At 73.8% G+C, this 18540-nt stretch carries 20 protein-coding genes; 6 read left to right on the top strand and 14 right to left on the bottom strand.

Translation table 11 applies throughout. The features are described from left to right. The first annotated feature begins 178 nt into the window (after window positions 1-178). Entirely contained in the window at window positions 179-802 is a 624-nt protein-coding gene (locus ACF1BE_RS32770; protein WP_392202628.1) for an SCO3374 family protein, read from the top strand. Here ACF1BE_RS32770 and ACF1BE_RS32765 read toward each other — a convergent pair. The 10 genes from ACF1BE_RS32765 to ACF1BE_RS32720 form a co-directional block, all read right to left on the bottom strand. Then, on the bottom strand, window positions 781-1116 hold the full coding sequence (locus tag ACF1BE_RS32765) for an Lsr2 family protein (RefSeq protein WP_030751806.1): 336 nt from the start codon (window positions 1114-1116) through the stop codon (window positions 781-783). The genes ACF1BE_RS32770 and ACF1BE_RS32765 overlap by 22 nt on opposite strands. A gap of 203 nt (window positions 1117-1319) precedes the next feature. Then, on the bottom strand, window positions 1320-1853 hold the full coding sequence (locus ACF1BE_RS32760) for an amino-acid N-acetyltransferase (protein ID WP_392202627.1): 534 nt from the start codon (window positions 1851-1853) through the stop codon (window positions 1320-1322). Between the two features lie 9 nt (window positions 1854-1862). Beyond that, a complete protein-coding gene (locus ACF1BE_RS32755) occupies window positions 1863-2261 on the bottom strand; it encodes a BlaI/MecI/CopY family transcriptional regulator (protein ID WP_392202658.1) in 399 nt (132 codons plus the stop codon). Window positions 2262-2511: 250 nt separating this feature from the next. After that, on the bottom strand, window positions 2512-2691 hold the full coding sequence (locus ACF1BE_RS32750) for a hypothetical protein (RefSeq protein ID WP_392202626.1): 180 nt from the start codon (window positions 2689-2691) through the stop codon (window positions 2512-2514). A gap of 120 nt (window positions 2692-2811) precedes the next feature. Next, complete coding sequence (locus ACF1BE_RS32745) at window positions 2812-3447, bottom strand: hypothetical protein (protein WP_392202657.1); 636 nt, start codon at window positions 3445-3447, stop codon at window positions 2812-2814. Window positions 3448-3604: 157 nt separating this feature from the next. After that, window positions 3605-4402: a type III pantothenate kinase gene (locus ACF1BE_RS32740; protein WP_392202625.1), complete on the bottom strand. Its 798-nt coding sequence runs from the start codon at window positions 4400-4402 to the stop codon at window positions 3605-3607. 5 nt (window positions 4403-4407) lie between these two features. Continuing rightward, window positions 4408-5385, bottom strand: coding sequence for a carboxylating nicotinate-nucleotide diphosphorylase (gene nadC, locus ACF1BE_RS32735; RefSeq protein ID WP_392202624.1), 978 nt, complete (start codon window positions 5383-5385; stop codon window positions 4408-4410). Between the two features lie 5 nt (window positions 5386-5390). Further along, the gene (locus tag ACF1BE_RS32730) at window positions 5391-7112 is read right to left on the bottom strand and encodes an L-aspartate oxidase (protein WP_392202623.1); all 1722 of its coding nucleotides are present in this window, start codon (window positions 7110-7112) and stop codon (window positions 5391-5393) included. Further along, window positions 7109-8101: a pantoate--beta-alanine ligase gene (gene panC / locus ACF1BE_RS32725; protein WP_392202622.1), complete on the bottom strand. Its 993-nt coding sequence runs from the start codon at window positions 8099-8101 to the stop codon at window positions 7109-7111. Before panC ends, ACF1BE_RS32730 begins: the two co-directional genes overlap by 4 nt. After that, window positions 8098-9126, bottom strand: a complete 1029-nt coding sequence (locus ACF1BE_RS32720; RefSeq protein ID WP_392202621.1) for a Rossmann-like and DUF2520 domain-containing protein — start codon at window positions 9124-9126, stop codon at window positions 8098-8100. The genes panC and ACF1BE_RS32720 overlap by 4 nt, the downstream gene beginning before the upstream one ends. A 181-nt stretch (window positions 9127-9307) precedes the next feature. Here ACF1BE_RS32720 and ACF1BE_RS32715 point away from each other — a divergent pair, with 181 nt between their 5' ends. Beyond that, window positions 9308-10456: a threonine aldolase family protein gene (locus tag ACF1BE_RS32715; protein WP_392202620.1), complete on the top strand. Its 1149-nt coding sequence runs from the start codon at window positions 9308-9310 to the stop codon at window positions 10454-10456. A gap of 30 nt (window positions 10457-10486) precedes the next feature. Here ACF1BE_RS32715 and ACF1BE_RS32710 read toward each other — a convergent pair whose 3' ends face one another. Continuing rightward, on the bottom strand, window positions 10487-10693 hold the full coding sequence (locus tag ACF1BE_RS32710; RefSeq protein ID WP_392202619.1) for a hypothetical protein: 207 nt from the start codon (window positions 10691-10693) through the stop codon (window positions 10487-10489). Between the two features lie 213 nt (window positions 10694-10906). Between ACF1BE_RS32710 and ACF1BE_RS32705 the strand changes: the two genes are divergently transcribed. Continuing rightward, window positions 10907-12049: a DUF5937 family protein gene (locus ACF1BE_RS32705; protein ID WP_392202618.1), complete on the top strand. Its 1143-nt coding sequence runs from the start codon at window positions 10907-10909 to the stop codon at window positions 12047-12049. Between the two features lie 22 nt (window positions 12050-12071). On the opposite strand, the gene ACF1BE_RS32700 is transcribed toward ACF1BE_RS32705, so the two are convergent. Together ACF1BE_RS32700 and ACF1BE_RS32695 are read right to left on the bottom strand one after the other, a co-directional pair. Then, window positions 12072-12743 (bottom strand): response regulator, encoded by a 672-nt coding sequence (locus ACF1BE_RS32700; RefSeq protein ID WP_392202617.1) that lies wholly within the window; start codon window positions 12741-12743, stop codon window positions 12072-12074. Between the two features lie 99 nt (window positions 12744-12842). After that, window positions 12843-14048: a sensor histidine kinase gene (locus ACF1BE_RS32695; protein WP_392202616.1), complete on the bottom strand. Its 1206-nt coding sequence runs from the start codon at window positions 14046-14048 to the stop codon at window positions 12843-12845. Between the two features lie 118 nt (window positions 14049-14166). Here ACF1BE_RS32695 and ACF1BE_RS32690 point away from each other — a divergent pair, with 118 nt between their 5' ends. Further along, on the top strand, window positions 14167-15330 hold the full coding sequence (locus tag ACF1BE_RS32690; RefSeq protein ID WP_392202615.1) for an SAM-dependent methyltransferase: 1164 nt from the start codon (window positions 14167-14169) through the stop codon (window positions 15328-15330). Window positions 15331-15349: 19 nt separating this feature from the next. On the opposite strand, the gene ACF1BE_RS32685 is transcribed toward ACF1BE_RS32690, so the two are convergent. Further along, the gene (locus ACF1BE_RS32685) at window positions 15350-16501 is read right to left on the bottom strand and encodes an NADH-quinone oxidoreductase subunit D (RefSeq protein ID WP_392202614.1); all 1152 of its coding nucleotides are present in this window, start codon (window positions 16499-16501) and stop codon (window positions 15350-15352) included. Window positions 16502-16532: 31 nt separating this feature from the next. On the opposite strand from ACF1BE_RS32685, the gene ACF1BE_RS32680 reads away from it, so the two are divergent. Both ACF1BE_RS32680 and ACF1BE_RS32675 read left to right on the top strand, forming a co-directional pair. Beyond that, a complete protein-coding gene (locus ACF1BE_RS32680) occupies window positions 16533-17036 on the top strand; it encodes a PH domain-containing protein (protein WP_392202613.1) in 504 nt (167 codons plus the stop codon). Window positions 17037-17113: 77 nt separating this feature from the next. Continuing rightward, complete coding sequence (locus ACF1BE_RS32675; RefSeq protein WP_392202656.1) at window positions 17114-18421, top strand: PH domain-containing protein; 1308 nt, start codon at window positions 17114-17116, stop codon at window positions 18419-18421. Window positions 18422-18540: the final 119 nt, after the last annotated feature.

The raw sequence follows: 18540 nt of genomic DNA, 5'->3' as shown, positions 1-18540 counted from the left end.
CACTAGGCATGTCTTACCCGCGGGCACTGACAGTCCATGCCGCGGGCACCGGTTCGCTCCGCTATGGGCGAACAACCTCGCGCCTCCCCCGGCCCCCACTTGCCCCTTTTCCCGGCACTCGGCGCAGTCGACCGCGCACCCAGCGTAACCCGGGGGCTCCCGGGGCGGTTGCACGGGTATGGCTGGCCCGGTCCTCACCACGTCCGCTGTCCCCCTCCCCCGTAGGCCCTTCGATCCGGACGCGCCGGACGCCCGGGCCCGGCACTGGTACGAGAACGCTCTGGGCTGGCCGACAGTGCCCGGACAGCCGCTGCGGTTGCGCACGGGGGTGCGGTTCGACGTGCTGGACGTGCCGGCCGAGGCGGGCGCGGGGGCGCTTGGGCATCTCGCGCCCGGCTCTCCGGTGGCCCTTCGCGGCGACCGGATGGAACTGCTGCTGGCCGCGGGCAGCGCGGAGGAGGTGCCCGGGGTGCTGGACTGGCTGGAGTGGGGCGCCGTGACGCTGGACCTGCGGCTGCTGGGCGCGGGCGGCACGGTGGAGGCACCGCCGCCCACGGGAGCCGTCACGTCAGGACGGGCGGGAACCGTACAGGGGGCCGCCGTGTGGCTGCGGCCCCCTGGGCCGGGACGCGGAGTCGAGGCCTTGCTGCCGGCGATGCCGGCCGTAGGGCGCGAGGGGAGCGCCCCTGATCTCGTACGACTGCTGGACACGGTGGCAGCACAGTGTCACCGGGTCCGGCTGCGGCGCTTGTGCGCCGGGCCGGCCGCCTCCGGGCGGAATCAGCCGTTGGCCTTCTCGTAGGCCTCGCGGATGGACGCCGGAACCCGGCCGCGGTCGTTGACCTCGTAACCGTTCTCCTTCGCCCAGGCGCGGATCGCCGCGGTGTCCTGGTTGCCGCCGGAAGCGGCACGTGCCTTTCCGCGTCCACCGGAGGCACGGCCCCCGGTACGACGACCGCCCTTGACATAGGGGTCGAGAAGACCGCGCAGCTTGTCCGCATTGGCAGTCGTGAGATCGATCTCGTACGTCTTGCCATCCAGCGCGAACGTCACGGTCTCGTCAGCCTCGCCGCCGTCGAGGTCGTCGACAAGAAGGACCTGAACCTTCTGTGCCACCGCATTTCCTTTCATCGATAACGTTGAGGACCAGGGGTGTGTGGCGTCCGCCGTTTCGCCGCCCCTGTTATATGCAGTACTGCGTTACGTCGGAAAGCAAACCGCTTTTGCCGGAAAAACACAAACCCCCGGGAGTGCCTCAGCGGACCGGCAGCGTACGGAAACATGCGCGTTTCGGACATAGGGCACCGGGGCAATGACGATCACAGATGCAGAAGCATCCGGCTGTTGCCCAAGGTGTTCGGTTTCACTCGTTCGAGACCGAGGAACTCCGCGACGCCCTCGTCATAGGAGCGCAACAGCTCGGCGTAGACATCGGTGTCGACCGGCGTCTCCCCGATCTCGACGAAGCCGTGCTTCCCGAAGAAGTCCACTTCGAAGGTCAGGCAGAAAACCCGGCGAACGCCGAGCCAGCGTGCGGTCTGGAGCAGCTTCTCCAGCAGCCGGTGGCCGACGCCGGAGCCCCTCAGGCCGGGCTTCACCGCGAGAGTGCGGACTTCGGCGAGGTCCTCCCACATGACGTGCAGCGCTCCACAGCCGACCACCTCGGCGTTGTCGTCGCGTTCGGCGACCCAGAACTCCTGGATGTCCTCGTAAAGGGTGACCATGGCTTTGTCGAGCAGGATGCGGTCACGGACGTAGGCGTCGAGGAGGTGGCGCACGGCGGGGACATCGCTGGTCCGGGCCCGCCGGACGGTCAGGGCTTTTGCGGGGACTTCGGGACGCTCTGCTGGCATGAACGGACGCTATCGCCCGTCCGACCCCTCCGCCGAGCCGGGGTTCTCCTCTCGGCGGTCTTCGGCGGCCTGCCGGGTTTCTTCCGGTCCCTGGACGATGCGTACGGCGTCCCGGAGGGCCTGGCGCTGTTCGTCGCTCATCATCCCGAAGAAGGCGACGAGAGCGGCGGCCGGGTTGTCACTCTGCGACCAGGCGTCGTTCATGAGGGCGGCGGCGTAGGCGGCTCGTGTCGACACGGCCTCATATCGATAGGCCCGTCCTTCCGCCTCGCGGCGGACCCAGCCCTTCTGATGAAGATTGTCCAGGACGGTCATCACGGTGGTGTACGCGATCGACCGTTCCTGCTGCAGGTCTTCCAGGACTTCCCGAACGGTCACCGGGCGGTTCCACTTCCACACCCGCGTCATGACCGCGTCTTCGAGTTCTCCCAATGGGCGAGGCACAGCTCAGAACAATAGTGGGAGATCCCGGCAATGGCGTGCCGGACGTGCACTAGGCCTGCAAACGCGCACAAAAGGGGCGCACGGCTCGGAAGGCTTCGAGGGGTGCGGGGATGCCGTACGCCCAGGCGGGCGCCGCGCAGGGCGCGCTCACCGGCGTACGGCAGGGGGCGCGACGGCCGGCCCCCGCCGCCGTCGGCGGGGAAGGGCCTGCCGCTCAGGCGTCGCCGGCGGCGGGGGCCCTGCCCGGACCCTCCGCGCGCGCGAGGGCGGCGTCGACGGCCGCGTCCTCCTTGGCCTTGGCGGCCCCGCCCTGGGTCTTCACGATCACCCTGACCACACCGACGAAGAACGCGGCCATGACGACCGGGGGCACGAGCGCGGAGACGTAGTCCATGCCAACAGGGTAGCCACGGATCCCGGCCGGACCGGCGCGGCCCCCTCGCCGCGCCGCGGCACGGGCGGGCGGGCGGGGGCAGGGTGCTGGGTGCTGGGGGCCGGGTGCTGGGGGCCGGCGCTAGCCTGCGGCCAGCTGCCGGGGTTCCCTCGGCTTGCGGCGCGGGAAGACCTCCCCCGGCGTGGGGACGGGCCGTTTCGGCGTCTCCGGCGCGGGTCGCTCCCCGGGGGTGGGGGCGGGCTTGGGAGCGGGTTCCGGCGCGGGCGCGGCGGGCTCCTCGGCCCGGGCTGCCGCGCTCCGCGCGCCCGGCTCTCCCGCGCCGCCCGCGAGGGCCAGCAGACGCGTCCGCGCGGACGGCACGGCGGGCGCGGGCACCTTGCGCGCGCCCTGGGCGAACCGGGCCCGTACGTCCTGCTCGGCCAGCGTCCGGCAGCGGTCCAGCAGCGCCGCCGCCACCGGGTTCCCGCGCAGTGCCCGCAGCGCGGCGAGGTCGTCCGGCGCGGGCCGGTACCCGACCCCCAGGACCTCCTCCAGGAGGGCGAGGTAGCCGGCGACGGTACCCGGCAGCGCGGCCCGGTACCGGCCCAGGTCGGCCACCAGGAAGGCGCGCAGCCTGGCCCCCTCGCCCATCGCCTCGTCGAGGGACTCGGCGAGGCGGAAGCAGTCCTGCACGTCCTCGGCGGAGGCGTGGCCGGGGTGGAGGGCGAGGGCGAGGGCGCGACGGAGCACACGCAGCTCCTCCGCGCCGAACGCCATGCCGCCGCGGGATCCGTATGGCGTGGGCATGCGGCGACGCTATCGCTAATCGGACAAAAGCGACGGATCGGAACGTTGTTCCGGCGCGTGTCGCTTCCGGTTTCCCCCGTCCGGGGTCACGGGCGGGGCCGGCACCCCCGGAGGCACCGGCCGCACCTCACAGCCGCGAGACGTTCCGCTCGTACACCAGCCGCAGTCCGATCAGCGTCAGCCACGGCTGGTGCTCGTCGATCACCGAGGACTCCCCCAGCACCATCGGCGCGAGCCCGCCGGTGGCGATCACCGTGACGTCGTCCGGGTCGCCGGCCAGCTCCCGGGCCATCCGGCCGACCACTCCGTCGACCTGCCCGGCGAAACCGAACACGATGCCCGACTGCATGGCCTCGACCGTGTTCTTGCCGATCACGCTGCGCGGCCGGGCCACCTCGATCTTGCGCAGCTGTGCGCCCTTGACGCCGAGCGCCTCCACGGAGATCTCGATGCCGGGCGCGATCACGCCGCCCACGTACTCCCCGCGCGCGGAGACCGCGTCGAACGTGGTCGCCGTGCCGAAGTCGACGACGATCGCCGGGCCGCCGTACAGCTCCACGGCCGCCACCGCGTTGATGATCCGGTCCGCGCCGACCTCCTTGGGGTTGTCGGTGAGGATCGGGACGCCCGTCTTCACACCCGGCTCGACCAGCACGGCGGGAACGTCGCCGTAGTACCGCCGGGTGACCTCACGCAGCTCGTGCAGCACCGACGGGACGGTCGCGCAGATCGCGATGCCGTCGATGCCGTCGCCCAGTTCGTCGCCGAGCAGCGGGTGCATGCCCATCAGACCCTGGAGCAGCACCGCGAGCTCGTCCGCCGTGCGGCGGGCGTCCGTGGAGATGCGCCAGTGCTCGACGATGTCCTCGCCGTCGAACAGGCCGAGGACGGTGTGCGTGTTGCCGACGTCGATCGTGAGCAGCATGGCCGTTACTCCGCCTCGCGCAGGTCCAGGCCGATGTCCAGGATCGGCGAGGAGTGGGTGAGCGCGCCGACGGCCAGGAAGTCCACGCCGGTCTCGGCGTACGTGCGCGCGTCGGCGAGCGTCAGCCGGCCGGAGGCCTCCAGCAGCGCCCGGCCGCCGACGACGGCGACGGCCTCCTCGCACTCGCCGGGCGTGAAGTTGTCCAGCAGGATGAGGTCGGCGCCCGCGTCCACGACCTCGCGCAGCTGGTGCAGCGTGTCGACCTCGACCTCGATGGGCACCTCCGGGAACGTCTCCCGTACGGCCTCGAAGGCCTGCGCGACGCCGCCGGCGGCGACCACGTGGTTGTCCTTCACCAGGGCCGCGTCCGAGAGCGACATGCGGTGGTTGACGCCTCCGCCGCAGCGGACGGCGAACTTCTCCAGCGAGCGCAGGCCCGGGGTCGTCTTGCGGGTGTCCCGCACGCGCGCCTTGGTGCCCTCCAGCGCGTCCGCCCACGCGCGCGTGGCGGTCGCGATGCCGGACAGCCGGCACAGGATGTTCAGCGCGCTCCGCTCTCCGGTGAGCAGGTCACGCGTGCGCGTGGTGACCGACAGCAGCTTCTGCCCGGCCTCGATCCGGTCGCCGTCCTCCACGTGCCGCTCGACCTCGAACTCGTCCGTGCAGACCACGGAGAGCACGGCCTCGGCGACCCGCAGGCCGGCCACGACACCGGCCTCACGCGCGGTGAAGTCGGCGGTGGCCACCGCCTCCTCGGGGATGGTCGCGACGGTCGTCACGTCCACGCCGCCGTCCAGGTCCTCCTGGACGGCGACGTTGGCGATGTCCTCGACCTCGACGGGGTCGAGGCCGGCAGCGGCCAGCAGCTCGGCGAGCGCGGGGTCGAGCCCGCACTCCGCGTACTCTGCGTCGCCCTCGGCGCCGCAGGCGCAGCCGTCACCGCAGCCGCCGGTCGGGGCGAGGGGAAGGTCGTCGGTGCTCACGTCTGTCACTGCTCCTGTGGACGCTGGTCGGGCCGGATCTGGGGGAAGTCTGCGGTGGCGGTGGTGCGTACGGCCAGCGACCGGTCCGGGTTGAGCCGTACGACGATGTGGCGCCGCCAGGTGGTGTCGTCGCGCTCGGGCCGGTCCTCGCGCCAGTGGCAGCCGCGGGTCTCCTCGCGGAGCAGGGCCGCGGCGACCAGGACGCGGGCCACGCACAGGAGGTTCGTCGCCTCCCAGGTGTCCACGCCGGGCTCGGCGGTCTTGCCGTTCTCCTCCAGCGCGTCCCGGGCCTCGCTGTGCAGGTCCAGGAGCTGGTCCGCGGCCCTGGCCAGGGACTCCTGCGAGCGCAGTACGCCGGCGCCGCCGGTCATGATCCGCTGGATCGCGAACCGGCTCTCCGGGGCGAGCAGCGGGTGCGCGGGCCTGCCGGGGTACGGGACCGGTGCGGGCACGCGCGCCCGGAGGCCGTCGTCCGCGTGTGCGGCGGCGATGTCGGCGGCGATCCGCTCGGCGTACACGAGCCCCTCGAGGAGCGAGTTCGAGGCGAGCCGGTTGGCCCCGTGCACGCCGGTGCACGCCACCTCGCCGCACGCGTACAGCCCGGGCACGGTCGTCCGGCCGTGGGCGTCGGTGCGGACGCCTCCGGAGGCGTAGTGGGCGGCCGGGGCGATCGGGATGGGCTCGGTGACCGGGTCGATGCCGTTGGCCCGGCAGGCGGCCAGGATGGTCGGGAAGCGGTGCTCCCACATCTCGGCGCCGAAGTGCCGGGCGTCGAGGAACATGTGCTCGGCGTCCTGCTCCTGCATCCGCCGCGTGATGCCCTTGGCGACGATGTCCCGCGGGGCCAGTTCGGCCAGTTCGTGCTGGCCCACCATGAAGCGCACGCCGTCGCCGTCGACCAGGTGGGCGCCCTCGCCGCGCACCGCCTCGGAGACCAGCGGCTGCTGGCCCTCGGCGTCCGTGCCGAGGAACAGTACGGTCGGGTGGAACTGCACGAACTCCAGGTCGCTGACCTCCGCGCCCGCGCGCAGCGCCAGCGCCACGCCGTCACCGGTCGACACCGACGGGTTGGTGGTCGCGGAGAACACCTGGCCCATGCCGCCGGTCGCGAGGACCACCGCGGGGGCGTGCACGGCGCCGACGCCGTCGTGCTGGCCCTCGCCCATCACGTGCAGGGTGACGCCGGCCGTGCGGCCCTCGGCGTCGGTGAGCAGGTCCAGCACCAGCGCGTTCTCGACGGTGCGCAGCCCGCGCGCGCGGACGGCCTCCACGAGCGCCCGGGAGATCTCCGCGCCAGTGGCGTCGCCGCCCGCGTGCGCGATGCGGCGGCGGTGGTGGCCGCCCTCGCGGGTGAGCTCCAGCCCTCCCTCGGAGGACTCGTCGAAGTGGGCACCGGTGTCGATGAGCCGCCGTACCGCGTCGGGGCCCTCGGTGACCAGGATCCGTACGGCCTCCTCGTCGCACAGGCCCGCGCCCGCCACCAGGGTGTCCTGAAGGTGCTGCTCGGGGGTGTCGCCCTCGCCGAGGGCGGCGGCGATACCGCCCTGGGCCCAGCGGGTCGAGCCGTCGTCCAGGCGGGCCTTGGTGACGACGACCGTGCTCAGCCCGGCGGCCTCGCAGCGCAGCGCCGCGGTCAGGCCGGCCACTCCGGAGCCGACGACCACCACGTCCGCGGAGACGGCCCAGCCGGGCGCGGGTGCGTGCAGTCGTATGCCTGTGCTGGTCACGAGGCGGCTCCGAAGGTGAGGGGGAGGTTGTCGATCAGCCGGGTGGTGCCGACCCGGGCGGCGACGGCGAGGACGGCCTCGCCGGTGAAGTCGTCACCGATCTCCGTGAAGTCGGCGGGATCGACCAGCGCGAGGTAGTCCAGCCGGAGCGGCGGTTCGAGGCGGGCGGCGTCGTCCAGGACCTGGCGGGCGGCGGCACGGACGGCCGCCGGGCCGCCGGGCGCGGCCGTGGCCACCGCGTGCGCGTCGGCCGCCGCACGCGACTCGCCCAGGGCGCTCAGCGCCTGGGCACGCGCGTGCGTGGAGGGCACTTCCCGGGCCCGGGCGCACAGCGCCTCCTGCGCCGCGTGCCGGTCCCGGCCCGCGAACAGGGCGCGGGACAGCGCGAGCGCGGTACGGCGCTCCGGCGGCGAGAGGTAGCGGTTGCGGCTGGACAGGGCGAGCCCGTCCTCCTCCCGCACGGTCGGTACGGCGACGATGTCGACGCCGAAGTTCAGATCCCGCACCATGCGCCGGATCAGGGCCAGCTGCTGGGCGTCCTTCTGCCCGAACAGGGCGACGTCGGGGCGGGTGAGATGGAGCAGCTTGGCGACGACGGTGAGCATGCCGTCGAAGTGCCCGGGCCGTGAACCGCCCTCCAGCCGCTCGCCCATGGGTCCCGCGGAGACACGCACCTGGGGTTCGCCGCCGGGGTAGACCTCGTCCACGGAGGGCGCGAACACGGCGTCGGCGCCGGACCGACCGGCCAGCGCCAGGTCGGCGTCGAGGGTGCGCGGATAACGGTCGAGGTCCTCGCCCGCGCCGAACTGCAACGGGTTCACGAACACCGTGACGACGACCTCGCCGTCCGGGCCGGCGATCTCGCGTGCGGTCCGGATCAGGGTCGCGTGGCCCTCGTGCAGGGCGCCCATGGTCATCACGACGGCACGACGGCCGTGACGCACCCGCGCGTGCAGCTCTTGGGCGGTGCCGAGCAGGGCGGTGGTCATCGGTCGTTCCCCTCGATGCCGGTCGAGCCGTCGGTGCCGTCGGAGCCGTTCGTGCCGTCGGTGCCTCCGCTGCCGTCCGGGCCGCCGGTTCCGTCGCGTCCGGGGCGTCCCAAGGCTCCGGGGCTCGCGTCGGCGAGTACCCCGAGGAGGTCCTCGGCCAGCTCCGGCTTCAGCAGGCCGTGTGCGAGGGCCCGGTCGGCCGTCGCGCGGGCCATCGCCAGGTAGCCCGCCACCGCCTGCGGGGCGTGCTTGCGCAGCTCGGTGACGTGCGCGGCGACCGTGCCGGCGTCCCCGCGCGCGACGGGCCCGGTCAGGGCCGCGTCACCGGAGCGCAGGGCGTTGTCCAGGGCGGCGCCGAGCAGCGGGCCGAGCATCCGGTCGGGCGCCGCCACGCCGGCCGTGCGCAGCAGCTCCATGGACTGCGCGACCAGGGTCACCAGGTGGTTGGCGCCGAGGGCCAGGGCCGCGTGGTACAGCGGGCGGTTCTCCTCGCTGATCCACTCCGGCTCACCGCCCATCTCGATCACCAGGGCCTCGGCGGCCAGCCGCAGTTCCTCGGGGGCGGTGACACCGAAGGAGCAGCCCGCGAGGCGCTGGACGTCCACGGGCGTGCCGGTGAAGGTCATCGCCGGGTGCAGGGCCAGGGGCAGGGCGCCCGCGCGCAGGGCCGGATCGAGCACCTTCGCGCCGTAGCGTCCGGAGGTGTGCACGAGCAGCTGTCCCGGTCGTACCGCGCCGGTCTCGGCCAGGCCCGTGACGAGGCCGGGCAGGGCGTCGTCGGGGACCGTGAGCAGCACCAGGTCGGCGCGCTGCAGGACCTCGGCGGGCGGCACCAGGGGAACGTCCGGGAGCAGGGCCCCGGCGCGCCTGCGGGAGGCGTCGGAGACTCCCGAGACGGCCACCGGGCGGTGCCCGGCGAGCTGGAGGGACGCGGCCAGCGCGGGGCCCACGCGGCCGGCGCCGACGACGCCGACGGTGAGCCGCGCGGGGCGGTCCCTGAGGTCTGGCTGGTGGACTGTACTCACGCGACGGCGGCCTTCCCGTTCCAGTCCGCTCTGGGTACCGGACGATTTCTCGTCATGTTAACGCTATCCGGCGGGCGGCGGCCGGTTGTCCACAGGCTGTGGGTTTCCCCACGCCGTGGTGCCGGTCGCCGGCGGAGAAAACGGGGTGCCCGCGCGCGTGCGGCACGGCATCATCGCGCGCATGGACGATGCGGTGGGGCAGGGCGACGAGCGGTCGGTGCGACAACGGCGGGCGGCCGTCCACCGGAAGGCGCGCGTGCTGTCGCGTCCCGGCCTGCGGGACACGATCGGCGAACGGCTGGCGTACCTGATGGAGACGGCCCCCCAGGTCTACGACCTGGACGAGCCGGCCGACCTGTACGGCGACCGGATCGTCGTGCACCTGGAGGAGCGGGTCGCCGCCCTGCTCGGCACGGAGGCCGCCGCGTTCTTCCCGACCGGCACGATGGCCCAGCAGGTCACCCTGCGCTGCTGGGCCGCCCGCACCGGTTCGCCCACGGTCGCCCTGCATCCGCTCGCCCATCCGGAACGGCATGAACGGAACGCCTTCCGTGAGGTCAGCGGCCTGCGTCCGGTCCAGGTGACCACCGAGCCCCGGATGCCGACGGCCGACGAGGTACGCGACTTCGAAGAGCCCTTCGGCACACTCATGCTGGAACTGCCCCTCCGGGACGCCGGTTTCGTGCTGCCGACCTGGGAGGAGCTGACGGAGGTCGTCCAGGCGGCGCGGGAGCGCGACGCGGTGGTGCACTTCGACGGCGCGCGCCTGTGGGAGTCCACCGTCCACTTCGACCGTTCGCTGGAGGAGATCGCCGGCCTCGCCGACACGGTCTACGTGTCGTTCTACAAGTCCCTCGGCGGGTTCGGCGGTGCCGCCGTCGCCGGCCCGAGGACGCTGATCGAGGAGGCCAGGGCCTGGCGGCACCGGTACGGCGGGATGATCGTGCAGCAGTTCCCGACCGTGCTGTCGGCGCTCGCCGGCCTCGACCTGAAGCTGCCGCGGCTGCCCGAGTACGTGCGGCACGCGCGCGTGGTGGCCGCCGCGCTGCGCGAGGGGTTCACGGCCGCCGGGCTGCCCTGGTCGCGCGTCCACCCGGAGGAACCGCACACCCACCAGTTCCAGGTCTGGCTGCCGTACGACGCGGACGTACTGGCGGAGGCGGCGGTGCGTCAGGCCGAGGAGACCTCCGTGCTGCTGTTCGCCGGCGGCTGGGACACGTCCGGCCCCGGGCTCGCGTGCACGGAGGTCACGGTCGACGAGGCCGGGCTGGAGTGGACGGCGCGGGACGTGCGGGCGGCGGTCGCGGAGTTCGTGGCGCGGCTGCCGTAGCGGGCGGGCAGAGCCCGTGCGGCGCGTGGGTCACAGCGCGCGCGGGCGCAGCCAGCGGTCCAGGGCGCTCCGCAGCCGTCCGTGCGCCGGGCGCTCGGCAACGGCCGCGCGGAAGCGCCGGTGGTCGCTCAGTTCACGGATCAGACCGAGGTCGCCGCGGCCCGGCGCGGGCGGTGCGGGCTCGCCGTGCAGGCGGGCGCGGTAGCTGTCGAGGAGGTACTGCTGGGTGATGCTCATGGTGGACCGCCTTCTCGGGATGCGTGGGTACGGGCGATCGAGACCGCTCGTTGACCGGTCGTTCGGCTGGTCACCGACCGCTCGGTGACCTATCGGTCTCCGCGGCTGCCTCGGTGACCTCAGACTGCTCCGGCCCCGGACCGATGTCCCGTGGATTGACGGCTGCCGTCAATCCACGGGGGCACTGTCGGTGGCGCGGTGCACGATGGGGGCATGAGCGTGACCATCGACATCACCGGACTGGCCACCGACGGGGACGCCTCCGGCCCGAACGCGGCCGAGAGGTGGGCGAGGGTCTGCGTCGTGCCCTCCCCCCTCGCCGAGCTGGGGATGGCGCTGCACGCGCTCAGCGAACCCGGCCACCACCCGGACCTGCGGGGCTGGGCGACCGCCGTCTCCTCCCGGCTGGACCCCTGCCTGGCGGACCGGCTGTGCGAGGCGGACTTCCTGTGGCGTACGACGTTCTCGGACGTCTTCGCGCCGTTCGCCGGCATCCCCGGCGGGCAGGCGCTCCCCGGGGCCACGCTCGCCGAGGAGCTGGACCAGCTGGACACGCTGACGGACGAACAGTTCGTCAACGCGGCCCTGGAGTTCACCTGCCAGCTGCGCTACGACCTGAAGGAACCGGGCCCGCTGGACGACCCGCGGCTGCGTCGGCGCTCCCTGGAGCTGGCCGCCGCGCGCGGTGCCGTACAGGAACGGTTCACGCGCCGCCTGCTGACGGATCCCCCGGCCGTGCGCGCCTGGTTCCGGCAGCTGATGCTCGACTGCGACAAGGCCTTCTTCGCCGACGCCTGGGCCCGCGTCCATCCCCAGCTGGCCGCGGACGCCCGGCACAGGACGGACCTGCTGCGCCGCAGGGGACTCGGCGAGGCCCTGGCATCGCTGTCCGGGGCGATCTCGCTGGACGAGGAGGCCGGGCTCATCACGGTCGACAAGCTGCTGGTGGGCCATGCCGCCACGGGCGACGGCCGCCTGGTGCTGGTGCCGACCAGCCTCGGCTGGCCGCACGTGATGGTCCTGCACCGGTACGGCTGGCAGCCCTCGATCACCTACCCGGCGAGCGGCACCCGTGCGCAGGCCCCCTCCGTGGAGCAGCTCACCCGCCGCATGGAGGCACTGGCCCACCCGGTGCGGATGCGGCTGTGCCGGCATCTCGCGCGGGCCCCGCACACCACGAGCGAGCTGGCCGACGCGCACGGCATGTCGGCGCCCGAGATATCCCGGCACCTGACGGTGCTCAAGAAGGCGGGCCTGATCAGCGGCTGCCGCCGCGGCCGGTACGTCCAGCACCAGCTGGACCTGTCGGCGGTGGCCCGGCTGGGCAGCGACTTCATCGAGGGCGTCCTGCGCTGAGGCCCCGCCGGGTGGGGCGGTGTCAGCCGTGGCCGCCCGCGCGCACCAGCCCGGTCTCGTACGCCAGTACGACCACCTGTACGCGGTCGCGCAGGCCGAGCTTGGTCAGGATGCGGCCCACATGGGTCTTCACCGTCGCCTCGCTCAGCACCAGCCGGGCCGCGATCTCACCGTTGGACAGGCCCTGCGCCACCAGCATCATCACCTCGCGTTCCCGCTCGGTGAGCCGCTCCACTTCCTTGTGCTGGGGGTTCCTCCCGGCGGAGGGCAGCATCGGCGCGAAGCGGTCCAGCAGACGCCGGGTGGTGGAGGGGGCCACGACCGCGTCACCGCTGTGCACGGCGCGGATGGCCGCCAGCAGGTCGCCGGGCGGCACGTCCTTGAGCATGAAGCCGGACGCGCCCGCCTTCAGCCCCGAGAACGCGTACTCGTCCAGGTCGAACGTGGTCAGGATGAGCACCTTCGGCGCGCCCGGCTCCGAGCAGATCCGCCGGGTGGCCTCCACGCCGTCCAGCTTCGGCATGCGGACGTCCATCAGGACGACGTCGACGGCGGCGGACCGCAGCACCTGGAGGGCCTCCACGCCGTCGCCCGCCTCCGCGACGACCTCCATGTCCGGCTGGGCGGCGAGCACCATCCGGAACCCGGTGCGCAGCAGCACCTGGTCGTCGACGAGCATCACGCGGATCGTCATCGGGTCCTCTTCCGTGTCTTCGGTTGCCGTCCTCGCCGTCGGTGCCGTGTCCGGCTGCCGTCGGCGCAGGGGTGCGGGTGTCAGCGGGGGGCGCGATGGTCAGTGCGCCGGTTTGAGCGGCAGCAGGGCGCTGATCCGGAATCCTCCGCCCGGGCGCGGGCCGGCGTCCAGCGTGCCACCGACCATGCCGACCCGCTCGCGCATGCCGATCAGGCCGTGTCCCTGCCCGTCCGGGCCGCCCTCCTCGTACAGCTCGTGCGGGGCGCCCTTGCCGTCGTCCTCGACCAGCAGGCCGAGACCGTCGTCGAAGTAGACCAGCCGGACGCTGGCGCCCGCGTGGGGCCCGCCGTGCTTGCGGGTGTTGGTGAGCGCCTCCTGCACGATCCGGTACGCGGTCAGCTCCACCCCGCTGGGCAGCGGACGCGGGGTCCCCTCCACCCGGAAGTCGACGGGCAGGCCGGAGCTGCGGCACTGCTCGACCAGGTCGTCGATCTGCTCGACGTCGGGCTGCGGGACGTACTCGCCGCCCTCCTGGTGCTCCCCGGTGCGCAGCACGCCCAGCAGGCGGCGCATCTCGGCGAGGGCCTGGCGCCCGGTGGACGAGATCGTCTCCAGGGCCTTCCTGGCCTGGTCGGGCGCGGCGTCCAGGACGTAGGCGGCGCCGTCGGCCTGCACCACCATCACCGACACGTTGTGGGCGACGACGTCGTGCAGCTCGCGCGCGATCCGGGCACGCTCGGCGGCGACCGCGACCTTCGACTGCGCCTCCCGCTCCTTCTCCAGCCGCGCAGCGCGCTCCTCCAGCTGGGCGAAGTACGCGCGCCTGGTGCGCACGGAGTCGCCGAGCACCCAGGCCAGGGCGAAGGGCACCGTCTGGAAGACCACCAGGGCGATCTGCCCGAGGAAGCCGGTCTGCTCGGCCGGCCAGCGGATCTGGGCGAGGGCCGCCGCACAGAGGCTGACGACGAGCGCGAGCCGGGAGGCCCAGCGCTCGCCGACCGCCGCCACCGTGTAGGTGATCACCAGCATGGCGAAGTCGGCGACGGTCGTCTCGACGTCCAGCACCAGCTGGGCCAGCCCGGTCACCAGGGCGACCAGCAGCATGGGCTCCGGGAGACGGCGGCGCAGCGCCACGACGGCACACAGGACGGCGGAGACGGCCATCCCCACGATGACCGTTCCGTGGTGACCGTGCACCCCGTCGAGACTGACCACGCTCAGGCCGGACAGCCCGAACAGGACGACGGCCCAGAAGGCGTCGACCCAGGTCGGGTGGCGGCGGAGGAAGTCATAGAGGCGCTGCACGTAACCCAGAGTAGGTAAACCCGATGTGCGCAGGGGTCAACCGGAGGACCGATCCGGGCCGGGCGCGTGTACTCCGCAAGGTGGAGACCCTGATCATCAGTGCGCCTAGTCTGTTCCGGTGGCGGACGGGACGACTGCGGAGGATCCGCGCGAGGATCGCGGCCCGCGCGGCTGGCGCGCGGCGGCCGAGGCGGCGCTGTACGGGCCCGGGGGCTTCTACCGGCGTCCGGAGGGCCCGGCCGGCCACTTCCGTACGTCCGTGCACGCCTCCCCGCTGTTCGCGCGGGCCGTGGCCCGGCTGCTGTGCCGGGTCGACGAAGCCCTGGGGCGGCCCGCGGTGCTGGACTTCGTCGACCTGGGCGCCGGGCGGGGGGAACTGGTCACCGGGGTGCTCGCCGCGCTGCCGCCGGGGGTGGCGGCCCGCGCGCGTGCGTACGCCGTCGAGATCGCCGGCCGCCCGGCCGGTCTGGATCCCCGTGTCACCTGGCGGCACGACCTCCCGGAGGCGGTCACCGGGCTGCTGTTCGCCAACGAGTGGCTGGACAACGTACCCGTCGACGTCGTCGAGGTGGACCGCGCCGGCGTGCCCCGGCTGGTGCTGGTCGCGGCGGACGGCTCCGAGCGGCTCGGTGAGCCCGTGACGGGCCCGGACGCCGACTGGCTCGCACGCTGGTGGCCGCTGCCGGCCGAGGAGGGGCTGCGGGCGGAGATCGGACTGCCCCGTGACCGGGCCTGGGCTTCGGCCGTGGACCGGGTGGCCGGGGGGCTCGCGGTGGCCGTGGACTACGCGCACACCGTGCGGACGCGGCCCCCGTTCGGAACGCTCACCGGTTTCCGGGAGGGGCGCGGGACGACGCCCGTGCCGGACGGGTCGTGCGACATCACGGCACACGTCGCCCTGGACGCGTGCGCGGCGGCGTCCAGGTCCCCCGGGCCGGCGCGGGCGCTCCCCCGCACGGCGCGGGGGACCGGCGGAACGGCGCGCGAGACGGCCGACGCGCGCCTGCTCACGCAACGCGCCGCTCTGCACGCCCTGGACATCACCGGCGCACGTCCCCCGCTCACGCTGGCTTCCACGGACCCCGCCGCCTACGTACGCGCCCTCGCGAGCGCCGGCGAGGCCGCCGAGCTGACCGCCCCTGGCGGCCTCGGCGACTTCGGGTGGCTGCTCCAGCCGGTCGGCATCCCTGATCCCCTGGGCCGGGGCCCCCTCGGCCCCGGCCCGCCCCACCCGGGCCCACCGGACCCGGGCACGCCCGGCCCGCCGGCCGCGCCCCGCTGACCGGCGGGCCCCCGGCGGCCTACTTGTCGATGTCGCCGACCACGAAGAACATCGACCCCAGGATCGCCACCATGTCCGCCACCAGCGTCCCCGGCAGCAGTTCGGTCAGCACCTGGATGTTGTTGTACGACGCCGAGCGCAGCTTGAGCCGGTACGGGGTCTTCTCGCCCTTGCTGACGAGGTAGTAGCCGTTGAGGCCGAGCGGGTTCTCGGTCCACGCGTACGTGTGCCCCTCGGGTGCCTTCAGCACCTTCGGCAGCCGCTGGTTGACCGGCCCGGGCGGCAGCTCCGCGAGCCGGTCCAGACAGGCGTCGGCAAGGTCCAGCGCGTTGTGGGTCTGCTCCAGCAGGACCTCGAAACGGGCGAGACAGTCGCCCTCCGCGCGGGTGACGACCCTCAGGACGTCCTGGAGGTCGCCGTAGGCCAGGTACGGCTCGTCACGGCGCAGGTCGAAGTCGACGCCCGAACCGCGCGCGACGGGCCCGCTCACGCCGTAGGCGTGCACCGTCTCGGGCGCCAGCACCCCGACCCCGCGCGTGCGTCCCCGGAAGATCTCGTTGCCGAGCACCAGGTCGTCGAAGACGTCCATGCGCGCGCGCACGGCGGCGACGGCCGCACGCGCGCGTGCGGCCCATCCGGCGGGCAGGTCCTCCTTGAGGCCGCCGACGCGGTTGAACATGTAGTGCACGCGTCCGCCGGACACCTCCTCCATCACGTTCTGGATCACCTCGCGCTCCCGGAACGCGTAGAACACCGGCGTGATCCCGCCCAGCTCCAGCGGGTAGGAGCCGAGGAACATCAGGTGGTTCAGCACCCGGTTCAGCTCGGCGAGCAGGGTGCGCGTCCACACCGCCCGCTCGGGGACCTCCATGCCGAGCATCCGCTCCACGGCGAGGACCACGCCCAGCTCGTTGGAGAACGCCGACAGCCAGTCGTGGCGGTTGGCGAGCATAATGATCTGCCGGTAGTCGCGGGCCTCGAAGAGTTTCTCGGCGCCGCGGTGCATGTAGCCGATCACCGGCTCCGCGCGCACGATGCGCTCCCCGTCCAGCACGAGCCTGAGCCGCAGTACACCGTGCGTGGACGGATGCTGCGGCCCGATGTTGAGCACCATGTCGGTGCTCTCCGCCGCGCCGCCGATCCCGACCGTGGTCTCCGCCGTAGGAGTCATGGCCCCAGTTTCCCCTACGTACCCTGGCTCCATGGAGACGGGGAGCCGGGAAGACGCGGGAACGGCGGCGGGCGAGCCGGTGTGGCGGGGGCTGCAGCCCGGCCTGCTGCGCGTGCGCCGGATGCTGCTGGCGGTGTGGGCAGGGACGCTGGCGGTCGCCACGGGGCTGCTGCTGGGGCTTCTCGTGGGGCCCGCGTGGGCGGCCTGGGCCCTGCTGCCCCTGGTGTCCGCCGCCTGGTGCCGGCGGCTGCTGGCGCGCAACTGGCGTTCGTGGCGGTACGCCGAGCGCGCCGACGACCTGCTGATCAGCCGCGGTGTCCTGTGGCGTGAGGAGACGGTCGTGCCGTACGGGCGGATGCAGCTGGTGGAGGTGACCTCCGGGCCCGTGGAGCGGCGCTTCGGGCTGGCCACCGTGCAGCTGCACACGGCCGCCGCCGCGACCGACGCGACCATCCCCGGCCTGGACCCGGCCGAGGCGGAACGCCTGCGCGACCGGCTCACCCAGCTGGGCGAGGCACGATCGGCGGGCCTGTGACACCCCGGGCCGGCGGCGCGGACGGCAGCGGGCCGGACGGCGGCATACCGGCGGACGGTGCCGGCCCGGACGGCGGCATGCCGGAGCAGCCGCCCGTCGTCGAGCGCCGGCTGCATCCGGTGACGCCCTTCCGCCGGGCGTGGGCGCCGCTCGCCGTACTGGCCGGCTGGGCGGTGCACGACCCGGGCGGCGCGCAGGAGCAGCTGGCCCGGCTGACCGGCACCATGCTGCTGCTGGGGGCCGCCGTGGTGGTGCCGGTGGCCGGGCTCTACGGCTTCCTGTCCTGGTGGTTCACGCACTTCGCGGTCACCGGTACCGAACTGCGCATCCGTACGGGCCTGCTGTTCCGGCGGACCGCGCACATCCGGCTGGAGCGCATCCAGGCCGTGGACGTCTCCCGTCCCCTCCTCGCGCGCGTGGCGGGCGTCGCCAAGCTGCGGATCGATGTCGTCGGCGCCGACGACAAGGACGAACTGGTCTTCCTGGGCGAGCGGGAGGCGCGCGCCCTGCGCGCGGAGCTGCTCGCGCGCGCGGCGGGTTTCGCGCCCGAGACGGCGGCCGGTGTGGGAGAGGCACCGGCGCGCGAGCTGCTGCACGTGCCCCCGCGGGCGCTCGCGCGTTCCCTGGTGCTGACGGGAGCCACCTGGGCCTCGCTGGGCGCCGCACTCGCCGTGCCCACCGTGCTGTGGCTCGCCACCCACAACGCGCTGACGGTCCTCGCCACCGCCCTGCCCCTGCTCGGCGCGGCCGGCGCGCGCAGCGCGGGCCGCTTCGTCACCGAGTTCGACTGGACGGTGAGCGAGTCGCCGGACGGGCTGCGCATCGACCACGGGCTGCTCGACCGCGCACACGAGACGGTACCGCCCGGCCGCGTGCAGACCGTGCGGATCGTGGAACCGCTGCTGTGGCGCCGGCCGGGCTGGGTGCGGGTGGAACTGGACGTGGCCGGATCCGCCAACTCGGTGCTGATACCCGTCGCCCCGCGCGCGGTCGCCGAGTCCGTCATCGCGCGCGTCCTGCCCGGCGTGACGGTGCCACGGGAACCGGCGCGCGTGCCGCGCCGGGCCCGGTGGTGCCTCCCGCTCTGGTGGCGCGGACACCGGCTCGCGGTGACCGGCACGGTGTTCGCCGCCCGGAGCGGCCTGCTGCGCCGCCGGCTCTCGCTGGTCCCGCACGCCAAGGTGCAGAGCGTACGACTCACCCAGGGGCCCTGGGAGCGCCGCTGGGGGCTCGCGGACGTCCACGTGGACACGGGGGCGGACAAGACCGTCACGGCCCGGCTGCGGGACGCCGAGGAGGCCGCGCGCCTCTTGGCGGAGCAGGCGGAGAGGTCCCGTACGGGCCGCCGGGCCGCCCCGCCGGATCGCTGGATGACCACCGGCTGACAGCAGGCCGGCGGTCGGCGGTGGTCGGCTGCGCCGGACGACGCGTCGGGCCCGGCTCCCCCTCGCGGGAGGGCCGGGCCCGATCGTCCGGAGCGCCTGGTGCGTCCCTGCGGCTGACG

The sequence above is a fragment of the Streptomyces sp. NPDC014991 genome, assembly GCF_043080665.1.
Lineage (GTDB): Bacteria > Actinomycetota > Actinomycetes > Streptomycetales > Streptomycetaceae > Streptomyces.
The sequence above is the reverse complement of the archived record's forward strand: the minus strand, read 5'-3'. Positions and strand labels throughout refer to the sequence as shown.